Below are 20,773 nucleotides of genomic sequence, written 5' to 3' on the forward strand. Positions count from 1 at the left end.
ACTCCACCGAAAGGTGAGGCACATGGCCGACGCCGCCGTCCGTTCACACAAGCCCGCCACGAGCCGCCGCACGCCCGCCGGCGGCGCCCCCACCGCCGCGCACACCGCCGCCGAGGCATCCGATCCGCGCATCGACATCGACGCCGTGACGAACCTGCTGCTGGGAACGTGGGGCGAGACGCGCCGCGAGGCGCGCGAGATGATCAAGGACCCCGCGTTCTGGCGCATCGAGGGGATGCCGATGGCCGAGCACCGCGAGCGTGTGCTCACCCAGCTGCACCTCCTCGTGCAGCACGGCGGCTCGCGCCGCGCGTTCCCGGCCGAGTACGGCGGCCTCGAGAACAACGGCTCGAACATCGCCGGCTTCCAGGAGCTCGTACTCGCCGACCCGAGCCTGCAGATCAAATCCGGCGTGCAGTGGGGTCTGTTCGGCTCGGCCGTCCACCAACTGGGCACCAAGGAGCACCACGACAAGTGGCTTCCGGGCATCATCGACATGTCGATCCCGGGCGCGTTCGCGATGACCGAGACCGGCCACGGATCCGACGTCGCGGCCATCGGCACGACCGCGACCTACGACCCGGCGACCGAGGAGTTCGTGATCCACACGCCGTTCCGCGGCGCCTGGAAGGACTACCTCGGCAACGCCGCCCTGCACGGCAAGGCCGCGACGGTGTTCGCGCAGCTCATCACCGGCGGGGTCAACTACGGCGTGCACTGCTTCTTCGTGCCGCTGCGCGACGACGACGGCGTGTTCCTGCCGGGTATCGGCGGCGAGGACGACGGCGTCAAGGGCGGCCTCAACGGCATCGACAACGGGCGCCTGCACTTCGATCACGTTCGGGTTCCGCGCAGGAACCTCCTCAACCGCTACGGCGACGTCGCCGCCGACGGGTCGTACACGAGCGACATCCCCAGCCCCGGCCGCCGCTTCTTCACGATGCTCGGCGCGCTCGTGCAGGGACGCGTGTCGCTCGACGGCGCCGCGACCACGGCATCCGCCCTCGCGCTCCACATCGCGCTCACCTACGCCGGCCAGCGCCGCCAGTTCGACTCGGGTTCTGGTTCGGACGAGGTCGTGCTGCTGGACTACGGCAAGCACCAGCGGCGCCTGCTGCCCCTTCTCGCCCAGAACTACGCGCAGTTCTTCGCGCACGACGAGCTGCTGCGGAAGTTCGACGGCGTGTTCTCGGGTCGCACCGACACGTCCGAAGAGCGCGAGGACCTCGAGACCCTCGCGGCGGCTCTCAAGCCCCTGTCGACCTGGAACGCGATGGACACGATCCAAGAGGCGCGCGAAGCGTGCGGCGGATCCGGCTTCCTCGCCGAGAACCGCCTGGTCGGCCTCCACCAGGACCTCGACGTCTACGTCACGTTCGAGGGGGACAACAACGTGCTGCTGCAGCTCGTCGGCAAGCGGCTTCTCTCGGACTTCGCCAAGCAGTTCAAGGGAGCGGATGCCGCCGCCCTCGCCCGCTACGCCGTCGGCCACACCGCCGGACGCGTCTTCCACGGGGCGGGGCTGCGCCAGCTCGGCCAGTCGGTGGCCGACTTCGGCTCGACCGCACGCTCGGTCGAGCTGGGTCTGCGCGCCGAACAGCAGCACGAGCTGCTCGCCGGTCGTGTCGAGCAGATGGTCTCCGACGTCGCGGGAGCGCTGCGCCCGGCATCCAAGCTGTCGCCCGCCGAGGCCGCAGCCCTCTTCAACAGCCACCAGGCCGAGCTCATCGAGGCGGCCCGCGCCCACGCCGAGCTGCTCCAGTGGGAGGCGTTCTCGGACGGCGTGAACACCATCGCCGACGACGACACCAAGCAGGTGCTCACGTGGCTGCGCGACCTGTTCGGGCTGCACCTCATCGAGAAGCACCTCGCGTGGTACCTGATCAACGGCCGGCTGTCGGCGCAGCGCGCGGCATCTGTCTCGCGCTACATCGATCGCCTCGCCGCGCGACTGCGCCCCCACGCGCAGGACCTCGTCGACGCCTACGGCTTCGCTCCCGAGCACGTGCGCGCACCGATCGCCTCGGGCGCCGAGCGTGCCCGGCAGGACGAGGCCCGCGAGTACTACCGTGCGCTCGCCGCATCGGGCGAGGCGCCGGTGTCGGAGAAGTCGCTGAAGAAGAAGTAGCGGGCGGCGCGCTCGTGTCGGCGGTCGACCCTAGGCTGGCGCGGTGAGCACAGACCTCCGCGTCGGTCCCGACGACATCGCCCGCTGCGCGTGGGTGGGCGACGACCCCGAGTACCGCCGCTACCACGACGAGGAGTGGGGCCGACCGCTCCACGGCGACCGCGCTCTGTACGAGAAGATGAGCCTCGAGGGTTTCCAGGCCGGGCTGTCGTGGATCACGATCCTGCGCAAGCGCCCGCGGTTCCGCGAGGTGTTCGCGGCCTTCGATCCCGAGACGGTCGCGACGTTCGGCGAGGCCGACGTCGAGAGGCTGATGGCGGATGCCGGCATCGTCCGCAACCGCGCCAAGATCCTCGCCACGATCTCCAATGCCCGGCTCGTGCTCGATATGCAGCCGGCCGAGCTGGACGCCTTCCTCTGGTCGTTCGCGCCGGCGCCGAGGGAACGCCCGACGTCGTTCGCCGAGGTTCCGGCGACGACGGCGGAGTCCGACGCGATGAGCAAGTCTCTGCGCAAACGCGGATTCCGCTTCGTCGGGTCGACCACGATGTACGCCCTCATGCAGTCCTCGGGCATGGTCGACGACCACGTGGAGGGATGCTGGCGAGCTGTTGACGCGTGATGCGTGATGCGTGATGCTTGATGCATGCGCACCACTCTGACGATCGACGACGATGTTCTGGCCGCGGCGAAGCAGTTCGCGGACGCGCGAGGGCTGACACTCGGCGAGGCGCTGTCGCAGCTCGCCCGCGCGACCCTGACGGAGCGGCGCAGGTTCGGCACCCGCAACGGCATCGTGCTGCTGCCCGCGGCCACCACGGCCGGGCGGGCCGAGCTCGAAGACGTCAATGCGCTTCGGGACGAATCGTGACGCGGCACCTCCTCGACGTCAACGCCGTGATCGCGCTGATCGATCCGCTCCATGTGCACCACGATCGCGCCCACCGCTGGTTCGCCTCGCGCGAGCCTTCGCCGTGGCACACCAGCCCTACCGTGCAGAACGGCGTCGTGCGCGTCATCAGCCATCCGAAGTACCCGAACACGCAGCCGGCGCCGGTGGTGCTGGCGAGCCTCGCGAGTCTGGCGGCTCAGCCGGATCATGCGTTCCTCGCCGACTCGGTCAGCCTGCTCGACAGCTCGGTGCACACCGAGCGACTTCTTGCGAGCTCGCAGGTGACCGACACCTACCTGCTCCACCTCGCGGCATCCAATTCTGCGATGCTGGCGACCTTCGACACGCGCATCGTGACATCGGCCGTGCCCACCGGGGCGACCGTAGTCTTCCCGATCCCGTAGGCGCCCGCCCCGTACGGGGAATGAATACCGGATCGGGCCGGTTCCCGGTAGCCGGAGGACCCACATGGACTACGGTCACACGCTCGAGTTCGGCGCATTCATCACCCCGTCGGCCGCCCGCCCCGAGGCGCCCGTCGTCCTGTCGCAGGCCGCCGAGGCAGCAGGGCTCGACCTCGTCACCTTCCAGGACCACCCGTATCAACCGGCGTTCCTCGACACGTGGACGCTCATGTCGTTCGTGGCGGCGCGGACGCGCAGCATCCGGATCGCCCCCAATGTTCTGAATGTGCCGCTGCGGCCGCCCGCCGTCGTGGCGCGGAGCGCCGCGAGCCTCGACCTGCTCTCGGGCGGCCGGTTCGACCTCGGCCTCGGCGCCGGCGGATTCTGGGACGCCATCGAGGCGATGGGCGGCGGACGCCTCACGCCCGGCCAGGCGGTGACCGCGCTTGCGGAGGCGATCGACGTCATCCGCGAACTGTGGGACACGAGCGAACGTCGCGGCGCCTTCACCGACGGCGAGTACCACCGCGTGCACGGCGCGAAGCGCGGACCTCGTCCTGCCCACGACATCCCGATCTGGATCGGCGCGTACAAGCCCCGCATGCTCGCGCTCACCGGGCGCAAGGGCGACGGCTGGCTCCCCTCGCTCGGCTACATGAAGCCGGGCGACCTCGGCCGCGGCAACGACGCGATCGACGAGTCGGCCGTCTCGGTGGGCCGCGACCCGCGCGAGATCCGCCGCCTGCTCAACGTCGGGCAGCTCGCGGCCGACCCACGCGAGTTCGCCGAGCGCCTCGCACAGCTCGCGATCGACGACGGCATCTCGACGTTCATCCTCGCGGGCGACGATCCCGGTCTGCTCCAGACGTTCGGCGAGGAGGTCGCGCCGGCGGTGCGCGAGTTCGTGGCGCGCGAGCGCATCGCCAACGGCACGCCCGCTGCGTCGAACCGCTCCGCCGCCGCGCTGGCTGCACGCCGCGACGGCATCGCGTACGACGATGTGCCCGCGGGGCTCGCGGCGATCGAGCCGGGCGACTTCGGCTACGCCGACGTGCGCTCCACCTACATGCGCGGCGGCTCGCCCGGGATCGTCCTGCAGCCCACGTCGCCTGCGCAGGTCGCGGAGGCCGTCGCGTTCGCAGGGCGGCATCCCGATGCCGCCCTCTCGGTCCGCAGCGGCGGCCACGGCATCAGCGGCCGCAGCACCAACGACGGCGGGATCGTCATCGATCTGCGCCACCTCAACGCGATCGAGGTGCTCGACACTGCCACCCGGCGCGTGCGCATCGGCCCCGGCGCGCGATGGACGGAGGTCGCGGCCGCGCTCGGTGAGCACGGTTGGGCGCTCTCATCGGGCGACTACGGCGGCGTCGGGGTCGGCGGGCTGGCCACGGCCGGCGGCATCGGCTTCCTCGCGCGCGAGCACGGGCTCACGATCGACCACCTGCGCGCCGCTGAGGTCGTGCTCGCCGACGGCTCGATCGTACGGACGGATGCCGACACACGACCCGACCTGTTCTGGGCCGTGCGCGGAGCCGGCGCCAACGTCGGGATCGTGACCGCGTTCGAGTTCGAGGTCGACGAGGTCGGACAGGTCGGCTGGGCGCAGCTGGCGTTCCAGGTCGACGACGTCGCCGGCTTCCTCGAGGGGTACGGACGGATCGTCGAATCCGCAGCGCGCGACCTCACGATCTTCCTCCTCGCCGGCGGCCCGCGCCCGGGTCAGCCACAGGTCGTGCAGCTGTACGGGGTCGTCGACTCCGAGGACCCCGACACGATCATCGCGCGTCTCCAGCCGTTCGCCGAGCTTGCGCCGCTCGTGCAGCAGTCCGTCCAGCTCGCGTCCTACCCGCAGGTCATGGCCAACGCCGACCTCGGCCCGCAGCACGGCGCGGGAGAACCCCACTCGCGGTCGGCGCTCATCGAACATGTCACGCCGGCTTTCGCCGAAGCGGTGTCGCGGATGCTGTCCTCGGGTGCCGTCCCGTTCTTCCAGCTGCGCGCGGTGGGCGGGGCTGTCGCCGACGTCCCGGAGGATGCGACGGCGTACGCCCACCGGTCGGCGAACTTCTCCGTCGTCGCGCTCGGGTCGAACCCGGAGCGCCTCGACGCGCAGTGGCGGACGCTCGCCGAGCACACGGCCGGCATGTACCTGAGCTTCGATTCGTCGGAGCGCCCCGAGCGCATCGGAGAGGCGTTCCCGCCCGCGACGCTCGCGCGGCTGCGCGCGATCAAGGCGGCGTACGACCCGACCTGCCTCTTCCGCGACAACTTCGCGGTCGAGCCCGCGGCGGCGTCCGAGTCCGCGGCCTGACGCCACACGAGCAGGATTCAGGAAGCATCGTGTCCGCAGTCGCAGGCACAATGTAGGGTCGCAACCGATCGAGAGGACGCCATGGCTGAGGCACCCGGAACCCACATCGCCGATTCCCACGAGCAGATCCGCGTCGTGGGGGCGCGGGAGAACAACCTCAAGAACGTCAGCGTCGACATCCCCAAGCGCCGGCTCACGGTTTTCACGGGGGTGAGCGGTTCGGGCAAGTCCTCGCTCGTGTTCGGCACGATCGCGAACGAGTCGCAGCGCCTCATCAACGAGACTTATCCGACCTTCGTGCAGCAGTTCATGGGGCAGCTCAGCCGCCCCGAGGTGGACGCCCTCGAGAACGTCAGCCCCGCGATCATCGTCGACCAGGAGCGGATGGGTGCGAACTCCCGCTCGACCGTCGGCACTGCGACCGACGCGCAGGCCATGCTCCGCATCCTCTTCAGCCGTCTCGGCCAGCCGCACGTGGGGTCGCCGCAGGCGTTCTCGTTCAACATCCCCTCGGTGTCGGGGGCGGGCGCCGTCACGTTCGAGAAGGGCGGGAAGACCGTCAAGGAGCGCCGCTCGTTCGAGATCACCGGCGGAATGTGCCCACGGTGCGAAGGCATCGGCGAGGCGAGCGACATCGACCTCGACGAACTGTTCGATCGCGAGAAGTCCCTCAACGAGGGTGCGCTCACGATTCCCGGCTACAACGTCGACGGCTGGATGGTGAAGGGCTTCACCGAGTCGGGATTCATCGACCCGGACAAGCCGATCAAGGACTACTCCGAGCAGGAGCTGCAGGACTTCCTCTACAAGGAGCCGACGAAGGTCAAGATCCAGGCGATCAACATGACCTATGAGGGGCTGATCCCCAAGCTCACGAAGTCGATGATGCAGAAGGACCGCGATTCACTGCAGCCGCACATCCGCGCGTTCGTCGACCGTGCCGTGAAGTTCACCGCGTGCCCCGACTGCGGCGGCTCGCGCCTGAACGAGGGCGCTCGCTCGTCGAAGATCAAGGGCGTGAACATCGCGGACGCCGCGGCGATGCAGATCACCGATCTCGCCGAGTGGCTCGCGACGATCGATGACGCCGAGGTCGGTCCGCTCATGGCGAGCCTGCGCGCGACGATCGATTCGTTCGTCGACATCGGGCTCGGATATCTGTCGCTCGACCGCTCGTCCGGCACGCTGTCGGGCGGCGAGGCGCAGCGCACGAAGATGATCCGGCACCTCGGCTCTGCCCTCACCGACATCAGCTACGTGTTCGACGAGCCGACTGCGGGTCTGCATCCCCACGACATCCAGCGCATGAACGCGCTCCTGAAGCTCCTCCGCGACAAGGGCAACACGGTGCTCGTCGTCGAGCACAAGCCGGAGGTCATCGAGATCGCCGACCACATCGTCGACCTGGGGCCCGGGGCCGGGCGAGCGGGCGGCGAGATCCAGTACCAGGGCGATGTCGCGGGCCTCCGCGCTTCGGGCACCATCACGGGCCGCCACCTCGACGATCGGGCGAAGGTCAAGGAGTCGACCCGCACGGCGAAGGGCGCGCTCGAGATCCGCGGTGCCACGCAGCACAACCTCAAGAACGTCGACGTCGACATCCCGCTCGGCATCCTCACGGTCGTCACCGGCGTCGCGGGGTCGGGCAAGTCCTCGCTCATCCACGGGAACGTGCCGGCCTTCGACGATGTCGTCGTCGTCGACCAGGCGCCGATCAAGGGGTCGCGGCGCAGCAGCCCCGCGACCTACACGGGGATCCTCGACGCGATCCGCGCCGCCTTCGCGAAGGCGAACGGTGTGAAGCCGGGCCTGTTCAGCGCGAATTCCGAGGGTGCGTGCCCGGCCTGCAAGGGGCTCGGTGTCATCATCACGACGCTCGGGTTCACCCAGACCGTCGAGACCCTGTGCGAGCTCTGCAACGGCTCGGGCTTCAGCGACGAGGTGCTCGAGTACACGCTCGACGGCAAGAACATCGCCGAGGTGCTCGCGATGTCGGCGGCCGAGGCATCCGAGTTCATCACCAAGGGCCCGGCACACACGACGCTCGTGCGCATGATCGACGTCGGCCTCGGTTACATCACGCTCGGCCAGGCGCTCAACACGCTCTCCGGCGGTGAGCGCCAGCGGCTCAAGCTCGCGATCTCGATGGCGAAGAAGGGTGCGATCTACGTGCTCGACGAGCCCACGACGGGCCTCCACCTCGCGGACGTCGACAACATGCTCGGGATGCTGGACCGCCTCGTCGCGGCGGGCAACAGCGTCATCGTCATCGAGCACCACCAGGCGGTGATGGCGCATGCCGACTGGATCATCGACATCGGACCGGGGGCCGGCCACGACGGCGGCACGATCGTGTTCGAGGGGACGCCGGCCGACCTGATCGCGCGGGGTGACACGCTCACCGCCCAGCACCTCAAGGCATACGTCGGGGCCTGATCCGCGTCAGCGCCCGGCGTCGTACAGGTGCTTGCCGCCGTGGCTCAGCACCTTCACCACGACACCGCGGCGGTGGAGTTCGGCGACGGTGCGCGTCTCCTCGTCGATGTCGCGGCCGAGTGCGTGCACGTTGGTGACGACGAGCACATCTCCGCGCCCCAGCCGCCCGAACAGGCGCACGAGGCGCTCCTCCCACGACTCGAGCGTTTCGGGGGCCGGATGCCGGAACCCCTCGATCGGCACGCCGAAGCGCGTGAGCTCGTCACGCTGCGTCACGACCGACGGCATGTCGTCGCGCGAGACGACGAGGCCCACCAGGCGCGAGCCGGAGGGACGGGCCTGCCACCAGTCGCGATCGCGCTGGAGTTCGGTGAAGCATTTCGGGCATTCCGCGGCGGCGTGCGGCAGGTGGATGGGCGCCGTCTCGGCTGCGCCGGCGTCGCGCGGGCGCAGGGTGGCGGCATCCGTCCTCGTGGGATCCTCCGCCTCGGTGACTTCGCCCATGTCAGCCGCCCCTTCGCTCCGCTCCATTCTCACCCGTGCCGGCGCCCGCGCCCAACCATCAGTCGTCGTCGCCCAGCCGCAGTTCGAGGCTGAGCTGGTCCGCGTCGAGCTCGGCGAGCGCATGACGCAGTGCCGCGGTGCTGTACGCGCCGCCGGACGACACGGCGGTCAACCGCATCCGCATCGCCTCGATCAGCGCGAGGCGCAGTTCGAGCGCGTCCTGCGCCTTGGTCGAGGTCTCGTCGTCGGGTGGCTCGAGCATCCGCGCGCCGACAAGCTCGAGCATCTCGTCGGGGAACGGAGTGCCGTCGCGCCGGCGCAGCTTCTCGCTCGCCAGCGCGGCGGCAGCGGCCTCGCGCAGTTCGTCGTCGAGCGCCGACTGCTCGGCACGGTCGAGGCTCTCGGCGCTCGAGCCGCCGAGGCGCAGGATCTTCACGACCCACGGCAGCGTGAAGCCCTGCAGCATGAGGCTGCCCACCGCGACGGCGAACGCGATGAAGATGAGCAGTTCGCGATCGGGGGTCTCGTCGCGGGGGAGCGTCTGGGCTGCAGCGAGGGTCACCACACCGCGCATGCCCGCCCACACGATGATGACGCCGTGCTTCCAGCCGAGGGGCGAGGCCTCGTAGTAGTTCAGGTCGCTGAGCGCGCGCGAGATGCGACCGCGCATCGAATCGATCCGCCGCTGCTTGTGCGCCTCGTCGCCGACCCGACGTTCCCGCCGTCGTTCCCGCCGCGCGCGTCGGCCCCGGCCCCCGCCCTCGGGTGGCTGCACTCGCCCGGCCGCGACGTCGTCGATCCGTTCGCTGAGCTCCTCGAGCCGCTGGCGCTGCCTGCCCCGAGCTCGCCTGCTCTGCGCCCACACGAGCACGGCGACGTAGGCGCCGCGCACGATGAGGATCAGCGCCAGCGCCCCGATCGCGATCCCGAGCCCCGTGCCGATGCCGTCGTGGTCTTCGAGATTGCCCTCGACGATCTCCTTGAGCTCGAGCCCCATCACGAGGAAGACCGCGCCCTCGAGCACGAGCTCGATCGTGCGCCAGTTGTGCTCGTCCGACATCCGCTGGTCGGGGGTGAACCAGCGGGCGGCGCCCTGGCCGGTCACGATGCCCGCGACGACCGCGGCGACGAGCCCCGACCCGCCGAGCTGCTCGGTGGGGATGTAGGCGATGAACGGCACCGTGAACCCGACCGCGGTGGTGGCGGCGGAGTGCCCGATGAGCGCCCGGAGCCGGAGGTGCAGGTACCCGACGATCCCGCCGACGACCACGGCGACGAGCACGCCCCACACGAAGGCCGGCAAGAAGCCGACGCCCAGTTCGGAATCGTCGCCGGTGGACGATGTGCCGAGCGCCAGGGCGGCGGCCGCGATCATCGTGCGCAGCAGCACGAGCGCGGTGGCGTCGTTGAGCAGGCTCTCGCCCTCGAGCATCGTCACGACGCGGCGCGAGACGCCGAGGCGCTTCACGATCGACGTCGCCACCGCGTCGGTCGGGCTCAGGATCGCGCCGAGGGCCACCGCGATCGCCGGATTGATGCCCGGGATCACCATGACGAAGAAGATCGCGAGCACGATCGAGCTGACGATCACGAGCAGGAACGAGAGCCCGGCGATGGGTCCGAAGTCGCGGCGGAACTCGATCGCCGGCAGCGCCACCGCCGCCGAGTACAGCAGCGGCGGCAGCACGCCCACCAGGATCCACTCCGGGTCGATCTCGGGAACGGTCACGAACGGCAGCAGCCCCACGCCGATGCCCACGAGCACGAGGATCAGGGGCCCGGCGATGTTGATGCGCGGGGCGATCGCCGTCGCCACCGCGATGACGATCATGCCGAGCAGGACGAGGACGAGCGCTTCCATCACGCCTGCAGCAGGCCCGCGGCGCGCACGGCGTCGCGCTCGGCGACGAGTTCGGCGACGGATGCCGACACCCGCGCGCGCGATCGCTCGTCGAGCTCGAGACCCTCCACGATGCGGTAGCCCGAGCCGTCGGAGGTGACGGGGAACGACGAGACCAGCCCTTCGGGCACGCCGTACTCGCCGTGCGACACGACCGCGGCCGACGTCCACGTGCTGCCGGTGCCGAGCTCTTCGCTGCGGACATGCTCGATCGTCGCATTCGCCGCGGATGCGACCGACGACGATCCGCGTACCTCGATGATCTCCGCGCCGCGGCGGGCGACGCGGGGGATGAACTCGTCGTCGAGCCACGCGGCCGCGGCCGCCGTGCCGCCGAGTCGCTCGGCCAGCGCAGAAGCCACCGGCATCCACTCGCCGTCCTCGCCGTGCACTGTCGCGTGCGCGACGTCGGGGAATTGGGTGGCGGAGTGGTTTCCCCAGATCGTCACGCCCGCGATCGCGTCGGCGCCGACGCCGAGGGCGGCTGCGAGCTGACCCACCGCGCGATTGTGGTCGAGGCGCGTGAGCGCCGAGAACCGGTCGGCAGGGACGTCCGGGGCCGCCGATGCCGCGGCGATGAGCGCATTCGTGTTCGCGGGGTTGCCGACCGCGACGACGCGAACACCGGGATCTGCGCCCGCTCCGATCGCCGCTCCCTGCGGGCCGAAGATGCCGGCGTTCGCGGCGAGCAGGTCGGCGCGTTCCATTCCGGGGCCGCGGGGCCGTGCGCCCACGAGCATGCCGATGCGGCATCCGTCGAACGCGACCCGAGGGTCGTCGCTCAGCTCGACGCCGTGCAGCAGCGGGAACGCGCAGTCCTGCAGCTCGAGCGCGGCGCCTTCGGCGGCACGCATGCCCTGCGGGATCTCGAGCAGCCTCAGGCGCACCGGCCTGTCGGGGCCGAGCATGTCGCCGGCGGCGATGCGGAACAGCAGTGCGTAGCCGATCTGCCCGCCGGCGCCGGTGATCGTGACGGTCGTCGGAGCGCTCACCATGCACTGAGCCTATTGCCGTGTCAAGGTTCCGCGCCGGGAACGTCGCGCGCGATACCGTGTGCGCATGACGTTCAACGACAATGCGCGCGTCGGGGGCAACACGGCGCGGCGTCGCGGAGCGGGGATCGCGGTCGCCGGCGGCGGTGTCGCGGGCATCGGCGCGATCGCCGTGCTGCTGCTCAGCCTGTTCACCGGCACCGACCTGACCGAGTTCGTTCCGGGCGTCTCGCAGGGCGGTGGCGAGGAGTCCGAGATCGCGAACTGCGAGACCGGCGCCGACGCGAACGCGAACGACGACTGCCGGCTGGCTGCGGCATCCCTCGCCCTCGACCAGTTCTGGGCCGGCGAGGTCGAGGGATATCGGCAGCCGCAGCTGATCATCGTCGACCAGGCGGCCCAGACCCAGTGCGGCACCGCGTCGAACCAGACGGGGCCGTTCTACTGCCCGCCCGAAGAGACCGTGTACATCGATCCGACGTTCTTCGGTCTGCTGCGCGAGCAGTTCGACGCGTCGGCCGGTCCGCTCGCGCAGCTCTATGTGCTCGCCCACGAGTACGGCCATCACGTGCAGTACATCACCGGGGTAATGGACCGGTATCCGAACGACGGCAGCGGGCCCGACAGCAATGCCGTCCGCACCGAGCTGCAGGCCGACTGCTTCGCCGGAGCGTGGGTGGGCCAGATGACCGAGCAGGTCGACGAGAGCGGGACCCCGTTCCTTTCAGCCCCCACGCGTCAGCAGATCGCCGACGCGATCAACGCGGCACAGACGGTCGGCGACGACCACATCCAGCAGGAATCCGGGGGATCGGTGAACCCCGAGAGCTGGACCCACGGTTCGAGCGAGCAGCGTCAGCGCTGGTTCGAGGCCGGGTACGAGGGGGGCGTCTCCGCGTGCGACACATTCGGCATTCCGGGGGGAAGCCTGTGAACGAACACCTCGACGACATCCTCTATCCGCCGATCGAGCCGTACGAGACCGGCGAACTCATCGTCGGCGACGGCAACCGGGTCTACTGGGAGCAGAGCGGCAACCCCGACGGCAAGCCGGCGGTGTTCCTCCACGGCGGTCCCGGCGGCGGCACGGCGCCCTGGCATCGCCGCTTCTTCGACCCCGAGAAGTACCGCATCGTGCTGTTCGACCAGCGCGGGTGCGGCCGGTCGACTCCCCACGCCAGCGACGCGGATGCCGATCTCCGCTACAACACGACGTGGCACCTCGTCGCCGACATCGAGTTGCTGCGCCGCAATCTCGGCATCACGACGTGGCAGGTCTTCGGCGGATCCTGGGGGAGCGCGCTCGCGCTCGCGTATGCCGAGGCCCACCCCGACGCCGTTTCGGAGATCGTGCTGCGCGGCATCTTCACGCTGCGCCGCCACGAGCTCGAGTGGTTCTACGAGGGCGGTGCGTCGGCGGTCTTCCCCGACCTCTGGGAGGACTTCATCGCGCAGATCCCCGTGCTCGAGCGCTCGCACCTGATCGAGGCGTACCACCGGCGCCTGTCCGACCCCGATCCCGCGGTCCACATCCCGGCCGGGGTCGCGTGGTCGAAGTGGGAGGCGTCGACCCTCACGCTCCTCCCCGACCCGGGACTCGTTGACGCCATGACAGACCCGGCCGCGGCGACCGCGTTCGCGCGCATCGAGAACCACTACTTCCTCAACGCCGGGTGGTTCGAGGAGGGGCAGCTCATCGACGGCGTCGAGGCGATCCGCGGCATCCCGGGCGTCATCGTGCAGGGCCGCTTCGACATGTGCACGCCCGCGATGACGGCGTGGGACCTGCATCGGGCGTGGCCCGAGGCCGAACTCGTGATGGTTCCGGATGCTGCGCACTCGGCATCCGAGCCGGGAATCGCCGCGGCGCTGCGGGTCGCCACCGACCGGTTCGCGGCTGACTGACAGGCCACCCTGCTAGGCTCGAATCACTTGCAGCGCTCCGTCGCGCTTCTTGCGTCGTAGAACGCTTCCCTCGCCGCCGTCCCGGGCCCGCCCGCCGGACGCCGTCGGCTGTTGACTTTCGTACGGCGACCCGTGGGCGAAAGACGCCCCGGCCACCGATCAGGGTGCGTCACGCGCCCGGAGAAAACACCCTTCATGACTGATGTCACTTTCAGCACGCTCGGCGTGCCCCAGCCCCTCGTCGCCGCCCTCGCTGCGGACGGCAAGACCACCGCGTTCCCGATCCAGGTCGACACGCTCCCCGACACGCTCGCAGGCCGCGATGTGCTCGGCCGCGGCAAGACCGGATCCGGCAAGACCCTCGCATTCTCGATCCCGATGGCAGCCCGCCTCGGCGGCGCCGGCCGCACGTCGGCCCCGGCCGCGATGAGCCGCTCGAAGGGCCGCCCCCGCGGCCTCGTCCTCGCTCCGACGCGCGAGCTCGCCACCCAGATCAACGCGGTGCTCGAGCCGCTCGCCAAGGCCTACGGCCTTTCCACCACCACCATCTTCGGCGGGGTGAGCCAGAACCGTCAGGTGCAGGCCCTCAACGCCGGCGTCGACATCATCGTCGCCTGCCCCGGCCGCCTCGAAGACCTCATGAAGCAGGGCTTCGTGCGCCTCGACGCCGTCGAGGTCACCGTCATCGACGAGGCCGACCACATGGCCGACCTCGGGTTCCTCCCCGGTGTCACGCGCATCCTCAGCGCCACCCCGGCCGGTGGCCAGCGACTGCTCTTCAGCGCGACCCTCGACAACGGGGTCGACAAGCTGGTCAAGCGGTTCCTGCGCAACGAGGTGCTGCACTCGGTCGACGAGGCGAACTCGCACGTCGCCGCGATGACCCACCACGTCTTCACGATGGCCGACGCCGACGCCAAGAAGGACGTCGTCTCGGCGCTCGCCTCGGGCACCGGTCGCCGCATCCTCTTCATGCGCACGAAGCACCACGCCAAGCGCCTCGCCCAGCAGCTCACCGCTCAGGGCATCCCGGCGGTCGACCTCCACGGCAACCTGTCGCAGAACGCGCGTGACCGCAACCTCGCCGCATTCTCGTCGGGCGCCGCGAAGGTGCTCGTCGCGACCGACGTCGCCGCGCGCGGCGTGCACGTCGACGACGTCGAACTCGTCATCCACGTCGACCCGCCCACCGAGCACAAGGCGTACCTGCACCGCTCGGGCCGCACGGCTCGCGCCGGTGCCGAGGGCGCGGTCGTCACCCTCGTGCTGCCCGGTCAGGAGCGAGACGTCGCCCAGCTGCTGCGCGCAGCCTCGATCTCGGTGAAGCCGATCCTCGTGACGCCGACCTCGAGCGAGGTCACAGCTCTCGTCGGTGAGGTCGCGGCCTACGTCACGCCCGCGCCGAAGCAGCAGAACACGGGCGGCGGCGGCACCAGCCAGGGCGCGAACGCTCAGCGCAAGCGCGCGTCGCGCGAGGGCGGCCAGGGCGGCCAGAGCCGTCAGGGCGGCCAGGGCGGTCAGGGCGGTCGACGCCGTGGCGAGCAGGGCGCCGGCGCAGGCGCCGGCCAGCGCTCGGACCAGAGCGCCGGTCACACCCGCTCCGCTCAGCCCGCCGGAAACCCGCGCACCCCGGGCCGTCGCGCCTCGGGCGGCGGCAACGGCGGCGGCAAGCTCATGGTCGGCTCGGTCGTCCGTCAGAACGGCGCGAACCGCCGCGGCGGTCGCTGACCCTTCAGCATCCCCTTCGCCGGCGTCCGGTCTTCTCAACAGGAGCCCGGACGCCGGCGTCTTTCGTCCCCATTCCCTCTTCTGTACCGAAAACCTGCTCCGTGACGGCGACACGCCGTTGACGGAGTCTCCGGCCCGGCGTGTCGGATGACCGGCCGGGTTTTCGGCACACGGTGGATGGACGGAGGGGACGGATGCCGAGGCCCTCGGTCTCTGTCAGGAGTCCGGACGCCGGTGACCTTTGTCTCGGTGTCGGCGCCGAGACGACTCGGTTTGTCGCCTGGGGGCTCCGAGCCAGCACTCTGCGTCGTTTCGGCGCCGTTGTGGGCGGCATCCGTGGTCGAGATGACGCAGAGTGCACTCTGGGCGTCGTCACGCAGCATCCTGCGTCATCTCGCCGTCGGCAGACACCGGATGTGACGAGCGACACAGCACTCCCCTCATCGGTACCGAAAACCTGCTCGGTGACGGCGACACGCCGTTGACGGAGTCTCCGACCCGGCGTGTCGGATGACCGGCCGGGTTTTCGGCACGGAGCGGAGAGGGAGGGGACGGATGCCGAGGCCTCAGCGCCCGCCCGCCTCAGCCGCGGCGGATCAGCTCCGCGGCGACCTCGCCGATCACGATCGCGGGCGCGTTCGTGTGGCCGCGGATCACCGTCGGCATGACGGACGCGTCGGCGACTCGGAGTCCGTCGACGCCGCGAACGCGCAGCTCGGGGTCGACGACCGAGGTGGCGTCCGTCCCCATGCGGGCCGTGCCCACCGGGTGGTAGAGCGTGTGCGAGTAGCGGCGCAACGACAGCTCGGCGCGTTCTGACGGGGTCAACGCGCCGCCGCCTTCCGGCTGGATCCACCCGCCGGTCGTCACGCCCCGAAGAGCGTCGGTGTCGATCAGGCGCTCGCACGCGGCGAGGCCGGCGAGGAGCGTCCTCTCGTCGATGCCGTCGGCGTCGGTGAGGTAGCCGGGGTCGATCACGGGCTTCGCCGTCGGGTCGGCCGAGGCCAGTCGGATCGTTCCGCGACTCCGCGGCCGCAGCAGGATCGCACCGACGGTGATCCCTTCGGCCGGAAGCGGCACGAGGCCCTCGCCGACGTACGGCGCGGCGGCGAAGATGATCTCGATGTCGGGGAGGCCGGCCGCCATGCCGGCGTCATCGGCCACGGGTGTCCGCACGAACCCGTACGCCTCGGCGACGTTCGAGGTGAGCATGCCGCGGCGCCGCGCGAGGTACTGTGCGAGCTGAGCCGGTCGCTCGGCGGTGTACAGCGTGCCGCCGCGCGCTTCGGGTGCGAGCCCCGCGACGAGGTGATCCTGCAGGTTCGAGCCGACGTCGGGAGCGTCGGCGACGAGCGGGATGCCGTGCTCGGCGAGGTGGCCTGCGGGGCCGATCCCGCTCAGCATCAGCAGCTGCGGTGTGTTGACCGCCCCGCCGCACAGCACCACCTCGCGCCGCGCGAGCGCGTGGCGCGTGACGCCGCCGATCTCGACGTAGACGCCGGTCGCGCGGGGTGTCGCGGGCGCGTCGGGCGAGGATCCGGAAGCCGCGGCGAACGTCACGCGTCGTGCGAGCGCGCCGGTGACCACGCGCAGGTTCGCGCGCCCGGCGGCCGGGCGGAGGTACGCGTCGGCCGTCGACGCCCGCGCACCGCGGTGCTGCGACACCATGGTCTGCGAGAAGCCCTGCCCCGACGGCAGGTTCGCGGGGGTGACGGCATAGCCCGCCTCGCGCGCGGCCTCGAGGAACGCCGCGGTGTGCGGGCGGGGGTCGCGCTGATGCTCGACGGCCTGAGCGCCGTCGGTGCCCTGCGTCTCATCGACCGGATCCTGCGTGCGTTCGACGCGGCGGAAGGCGGGGACGAGCGCATCCCACGACCACGCCGGGCCTGCGGCATCCGCCCACTCGTCGTAGTCCGCCGCGAAGCCGCGCACCCACATCATCGCGTTGAGCGACGACGAACCGCCGAGCGTCTTGCCCCGCGGCCAGAAGACGGTTCGCCCCTCGAGGTGCTCCTGCGGCACGGTGTCGTAGTTCCAGTCGTTCTCACCTCGGAAGAGCTTCGAGAACGCCGCCGGCACGTGCAGCTCGAGCGCCCTGTCGGGTCCGCCCGCCTCGAGCAGCAGCACCGTGACCGCGGGGTCTTCGCTCAACCGTGCGGCGACGGCCGCGCCGGCCGATCCCGCCCCGACCACGATGAAGTCGGCGGTGAGGCCGTCCGCGCCGAACCGCCTGCGCGTCCGCGCGCCCCTCACGCGCGGAACGCCTGCACGAGCGTGCCGACGAGGCGACCGAGATGGCCGTCGATGCGGAAGCGCGTGAAGCCCTCGCTCACAGTGGCGCCCGTGCGCGACGACGTGAACCACGGGGGCTTGGGCAGCACCGAGAGGCTCGCCCCGTTCGACGCGCCGAGCGCCTGCGGGTCGAGCGAGCGGGGGAAGGGCCGGAAGGGTCCGCGGCTGACGGAGCGTTCGACCCGGTCGAGCAGCAGGGCGTTGTGCACGATGCCGATGCCGCTCTCCACGTCCTGCAGGCTCGCTCCGGGGAACCCGCCCCATGTGAGGGTCGGGATGAGGAAGACGAAGCCGGTCCACGAGTTGATCGCGACAGACCCGTAGCGCAGCGCCGCGACGGCGCGCTCGAAGCCGTCGCCGAGCGCCGCCTGGGTCACCGGGTCGATGAGCAGATTCGCGCCCAGCGTGCCGGCGAGCTCGTCGTTCGCGTGGGCGACGGCCGCATCGAGGAACTCCTGTCCGTTGCCGGGGAGCGAGACGACCCCCAGCACGGGCGCGAAGTACTCGGTGGACTGGAGGGCCGCGGCGTCGTCCCCCGGGCCGATCTCGACCAGCGCGCGCGTGCCCCCGGCGCACCATGCGGCGTCGGGATAGTCGGATGCCGCACCCGCGAGCCGCCCCTCGCTGTGCGGGTACCAGACCGGGCGCTGCGGTGCCGCGTCGTATGCATCGCGGAGCGCTGCGAGGAAGGCCTCGCGCTGTGGCCACTCCGAGCTCATGATGACGACCTGCCCGGCGATGCAGTTGTGCCCGGAGTTGTAGAGCCGCATCGTCGTGATGTGCTCGGCCTGGAACCGCAGGTCGGCATCGGACCAGCGGCCGGGCACGACGATGATGGGCGACACACCACCGAGTTCCGCGCTGATCGGCTTCTTGAGCTTCGGCCGGTCCTCGCGCCGCCGGCGGGCGGTCGCCGCGGCGCCGGGGCCTGATCCCGGCCCCCACACGATCGCGTCGAAGGTCGGGGCGGCGCCCGTGATGTGCACGTGGTCGATGCCGGCATGGGTCGTGAGATACGCCCCGACCTCGCCGCCGCCGCGCACGATGCGCACGAACCCGGGTTCGATGAGCGGGGCCAGTGCCCGTTCGAAGGCGGGGACGAGGGCGTCTTGCGTGGGGTTGACCTTGAGCAGCGCGACGCGGTTGTGGGCGAGGAGCTCGTACAGCACGTCGAGGATCGGGATCGAGGTGACGTTCCCGGCGCCGAGGACGAGGCCCACTCCACCGCCGTCGGTCGGGGTGAGCTGGCCGAGGCCTGCCGCCGCGACCGCCTCGTCGCGCGTGACGCCCGGCTCAAACCACACCTCGCCGGTGTAGCCCGACAGCAGCACGCCGTCCATCGCGCTCATCGGGAACACGTGGGCCTTGAGGCGGTCTCCGGGGGCTGGCTCCGTCTTCACTGCGTCCAGCGGCGACCCGCCTTTCGCGAGGGTCCGCAGCGTCGTGCGGTACGCGTCGATCGCGACGAGCGCCGCGTACGGACCCGAGAGCCACTCCTCACCGCGGAGCGGGTGGCCGGGCTCGAGGCCCTTCGAGGTCGCCGCGACGTCGGCCCATTCCTCGGCGACGGCCGAGACTGCGGCGTGGAGTCCGGAGAGCAGCTTCGCGCGCTGGGCGAGCGTGAGGTGCGGCCAGGTCGCGGCGCCCCGCCGCAGAAGCGCGATCTCGGCGTCGAGGTGCTCGCGCACGGCGTCTTCGAGCGCGGGCGCTGCGGCCTGGGCGCGCGGCGCCTTCGCGGGGGACGGGGCGGCGTTCGGCACAGGCGCTCTCCTTCGGGCGGGGTGTCTCAGTCTATGTCGCCTGTTGACACGGAATCCGGGGAACCGTGCGACTCGATGTCGCCCCGACGCAGCGGGTAGCGCGCAAGGGCGATGAGGCTCAGTCCGATGAGCACCGCGGGTGCGACGCTGAAGCTGATGACGATGCCGGTGATCGCGGCGTCGGGCTGCGTGACGACCTCGGATGCCGTTGAGGACACGTACCCGGTCACCGCGAGGATGATCGACAGCGTCGTCGCGCCGAGGGCGAAGCCGACGGTCTCGCCCGCCGTCCACACCCCGCTGAACGCTCCGGCGCGCCCGGGGCCGTGGGTGCGCCCGTCGTGCGAGATCACATCGGGCAGCATCGCCATCGGCAGCGACTGCATGCCGGCGTACGCGATGCCCGCGATCCCGACCGGCGCGTAGATCCAGGCGCCCGGCGCCCACAGCACCCCGACGATCGACAGGGCGGCGATCGCGAACACGACGCTCGCGATCGCGAAGGTGCGCTCCTTGCCGAGGCGCCGCGCGACGACCCCCCACGCCGGGGCCGCGAACAGGGCAGGCGCGATGAGGGCGACGAACAGCAGCGTGACGGCGTCTTCCGACTGCAGCACCCACGTCGCGACATACTGCGCGCCGGCGAGCATGAGCCCGGTCGCGAGGGCCTGCAGCACGAACGTCGACAGCAGCAGCCGGAACGGCCGGCTGCGCCGGAGGGAGCGGATGCCGGCGGCATAGTGCTCGCGGATGCCCGTGCGGTCGACGACCGGCGCGACCGGTGCGACCCCGGGGGTGTTGACGGGGCGCCGCGCGACGGTGACCGCGATCAGCATCCCGGCCCCGATCACGAGGCCGGCGACGATCCCCATGACGAGATAGCCGATGACCGGGTCGTCGGCCGCGCCGCGGAGCGCGGGGCCGCCCGCGCCGAACACGAGGATCGCGAGCGTGAGCATCACGACGCGCCACGTGAGCAGGCGCGTGCGCTCGTCGTAGCTGGGGGTGAGTTCGGCCGGCAGCGCGATATAGGGAACCTGGAACAGGCTGAACGCGGTCGCGGTGAGGGTGAAGGCGATGAGCACCCAGATCGCGCCTACCGCGGGTCCGAGTGCCGGCGGCACGGCGAAGGTGAGGGCGAAGAGCACCGGAAGCGTGATCGCGCCGATCAGCATCAGCCGGCGGCGCGTGCCGTGGCGGGCGAGGTCGCGATCGGTGAGGGCACCGATGATCGGGTCGATGATGACGTCCCACACCTTCGACACGGCGATCACGAGCCCGGCGACGAGGGCGGCGACCCCGAGCGAGTCGGTGAGGTAGTAGGTGAGCACGAGCCCCGGCAGCGTCGCGAAGCCGCCGGTGCCGAGGGAGCCCACTGCGTAACGCGCGATCGTGCCTCGCGTGAGGCGAGGCGGGGCGGGGACGGATGCCGCGGCCCCGACCGCGTCGGGAGAGCCGGTGGTCATCGCGCCAGTGTAGGTCAGTGCCCTCGCGTGCCCGTACCCCTGTGGACAGTCG

General features: G+C 71.0%; 15 protein-coding genes. 9 read left to right on the top strand and 6 right to left on the bottom strand.

The features are described from left to right. The first annotated feature begins 22 nt into the window (after positions 1-22). From FFS15_RS17060 to FFS15_RS17085, 6 genes are all read left to right on the top strand, one after another. Positions 23-2,128 (top strand): acyl-CoA dehydrogenase, encoded by a 2,106-nt coding sequence (locus FFS15_RS17060; protein ID WP_137846251.1) that lies wholly within the window; start codon positions 23-25, stop codon positions 2,126-2,128. Between the two features lie 43 nt (positions 2,129-2,171). Continuing rightward, on the top strand, positions 2,172-2,750 hold the full coding sequence (locus FFS15_RS17065; protein ID WP_137846252.1) for a DNA-3-methyladenine glycosylase I: 579 nt from the start codon (positions 2,172-2,174) through the stop codon (positions 2,748-2,750). 24 nt (positions 2,751-2,774) lie between these two features. Further along, on the top strand, positions 2,775-2,999 hold the full coding sequence (locus FFS15_RS17070; RefSeq protein WP_137846253.1) for a CopG family transcriptional regulator: 225 nt from the start codon (positions 2,775-2,777) through the stop codon (positions 2,997-2,999). Then, on the top strand, positions 2,996-3,424 hold the full coding sequence (locus tag FFS15_RS17075) for a PIN domain-containing protein (protein ID WP_137846254.1): 429 nt from the start codon (positions 2,996-2,998) through the stop codon (positions 3,422-3,424). The genes FFS15_RS17070 and FFS15_RS17075 overlap by 4 nt, the downstream gene beginning before the upstream one ends. A gap of 64 nt (positions 3,425-3,488) precedes the next feature. After that, positions 3,489-5,738: an LLM class flavin-dependent oxidoreductase gene (locus FFS15_RS17080; protein ID WP_137846255.1), complete on the top strand. Its 2,250-nt coding sequence runs from the start codon at positions 3,489-3,491 to the stop codon at positions 5,736-5,738. Positions 5,739-5,819: 81 nt separating this feature from the next. Next, a complete protein-coding gene (locus tag FFS15_RS17085; protein WP_137846256.1) occupies positions 5,820-8,174 on the top strand; it encodes an excinuclease ABC subunit UvrA in 2,355 nt (784 codons plus the stop codon). Positions 8,175-8,180: 6 nt separating this feature from the next. Here the strand turns inward: FFS15_RS17085 and FFS15_RS17090 are convergent, their stop codons facing one another. From FFS15_RS17090 to FFS15_RS17100, 3 genes are read right to left on the bottom strand one after another with little or no spacing between them, the layout of a single operon-like run. Further along, positions 8,181-8,678 (bottom strand): recombinase family protein, encoded by a 498-nt coding sequence (locus FFS15_RS17090; protein WP_171013257.1) that lies wholly within the window; start codon positions 8,676-8,678, stop codon positions 8,181-8,183. A gap of 58 nt (positions 8,679-8,736) precedes the next feature. Beyond that, positions 8,737-10,539, bottom strand: a complete 1,803-nt coding sequence (locus FFS15_RS17095; protein WP_137846272.1) for a sodium:proton antiporter — start codon at positions 10,537-10,539, stop codon at positions 8,737-8,739. Next, positions 10,539-11,573 carry a malate dehydrogenase gene (locus FFS15_RS17100; RefSeq protein ID WP_137846257.1) on the bottom strand — a complete coding sequence of 345 codons (1,035 nt, stop codon included), beginning with the start codon at positions 11,571-11,573 and terminating at the stop codon, positions 10,539-10,541. Before FFS15_RS17100 ends, FFS15_RS17095 begins: the two co-directional genes overlap by 1 nt. Positions 11,574-11,637: 64 nt before the next feature. Here FFS15_RS17100 and FFS15_RS17105 point away from each other — a divergent pair, with 64 nt between their 5' ends. From FFS15_RS17105 to FFS15_RS17115, 3 genes are all read left to right on the top strand, one after another. Continuing rightward, complete coding sequence (locus tag FFS15_RS17105) at positions 11,638-12,504, top strand: neutral zinc metallopeptidase (protein WP_137846258.1); 867 nt, start codon at positions 11,638-11,640, stop codon at positions 12,502-12,504. Beyond that, complete coding sequence (gene pip / locus FFS15_RS17110) at positions 12,501-13,475, top strand: prolyl aminopeptidase (protein ID WP_137846259.1); 975 nt, start codon at positions 12,501-12,503, stop codon at positions 13,473-13,475. The genes FFS15_RS17105 and pip overlap by 4 nt, the downstream gene beginning before the upstream one ends. A 195-nt stretch (positions 13,476-13,670) precedes the next feature. Then, positions 13,671-15,203, top strand: a complete 1,533-nt coding sequence (locus FFS15_RS17115; protein WP_137846260.1) for a DEAD/DEAH box helicase — start codon at positions 13,671-13,673, stop codon at positions 15,201-15,203. A 582-nt stretch (positions 15,204-15,785) separates the two neighbouring features. Here the strand turns inward: FFS15_RS17115 and FFS15_RS17120 are convergent. From FFS15_RS17120 to FFS15_RS17130, 3 genes are read right to left on the bottom strand one after another with little or no spacing between them, the layout of a single operon-like run. After that, positions 15,786-17,456 (bottom strand): GMC family oxidoreductase N-terminal domain-containing protein, encoded by a 1,671-nt coding sequence (locus tag FFS15_RS17120; protein WP_137846261.1) that lies wholly within the window; start codon positions 17,454-17,456, stop codon positions 15,786-15,788. Next, on the bottom strand, positions 17,453-19,255 hold the full coding sequence (locus FFS15_RS17125) for an aldehyde dehydrogenase family protein (protein ID WP_137846262.1): 1,803 nt from the start codon (positions 19,253-19,255) through the stop codon (positions 17,453-17,455). The genes FFS15_RS17120 and FFS15_RS17125 overlap by 4 nt, the downstream gene beginning before the upstream one ends. Positions 19,256-19,281: 26 nt before the next feature. Continuing rightward, complete coding sequence (locus FFS15_RS17130) at positions 19,282-20,721, bottom strand: MFS transporter (RefSeq protein ID WP_137846263.1); 1,440 nt, start codon at positions 20,719-20,721, stop codon at positions 19,282-19,284. Between the last annotated feature and the right edge of the window lie 52 nt (positions 20,722-20,773).

Source organism: Microbacterium sp. 2FI, from assembly GCF_005502885.1.
Lineage (GTDB): Bacteria > Actinomycetota > Actinomycetes > Actinomycetales > Microbacteriaceae > Microbacterium.

Coding starts and splice junctions, on each gene's coding strand:
- FFS15_RS17060 (WP_137846251.1), top strand. CDS start 23: ATGGCCGACGCCGCCGTCCGTTCACACAAGCCCGCCACGAGCCGCCGC.
- FFS15_RS17070 (WP_137846253.1), top strand. CDS start 2,775: ATGCGCACCACTCTGACGATCGACGACGATGTTCTGGCCGCGGCGAAG.
- FFS15_RS17080 (WP_137846255.1), top strand. CDS start 3,489: ATGGACTACGGTCACACGCTCGAGTTCGGCGCATTCATCACCCCGTCG.
- FFS15_RS17085 (WP_137846256.1), top strand. CDS start 5,820: ATGGCTGAGGCACCCGGAACCCACATCGCCGATTCCCACGAGCAGATC.
- FFS15_RS17090 (WP_171013257.1), bottom strand. CDS start 8,678: ATGGGCGAAGTCACCGAGGCGGAGGATCCCACGAGGACGGATGCCGCC.
- FFS15_RS17095 (WP_137846272.1), bottom strand. CDS start 10,539: ATGGAAGCGCTCGTCCTCGTCCTGCTCGGCATGATCGTCATCGCGGTG.
- FFS15_RS17100 (WP_137846257.1), bottom strand. CDS start 11,573: ATGGTGAGCGCTCCGACGACCGTCACGATCACCGGCGCCGGCGGGCAG.
- FFS15_RS17105 (WP_137846258.1), top strand. CDS start 11,638: ATGACGTTCAACGACAATGCGCGCGTCGGGGGCAACACGGCGCGGCGT.
- FFS15_RS17115 (WP_137846260.1), top strand. CDS start 13,671: ATGACTGATGTCACTTTCAGCACGCTCGGCGTGCCCCAGCCCCTCGTC.
- FFS15_RS17130 (WP_137846263.1), bottom strand. CDS start 20,721: ATGACCACCGGCTCTCCCGACGCGGTCGGGGCCGCGGCATCCGTCCCC.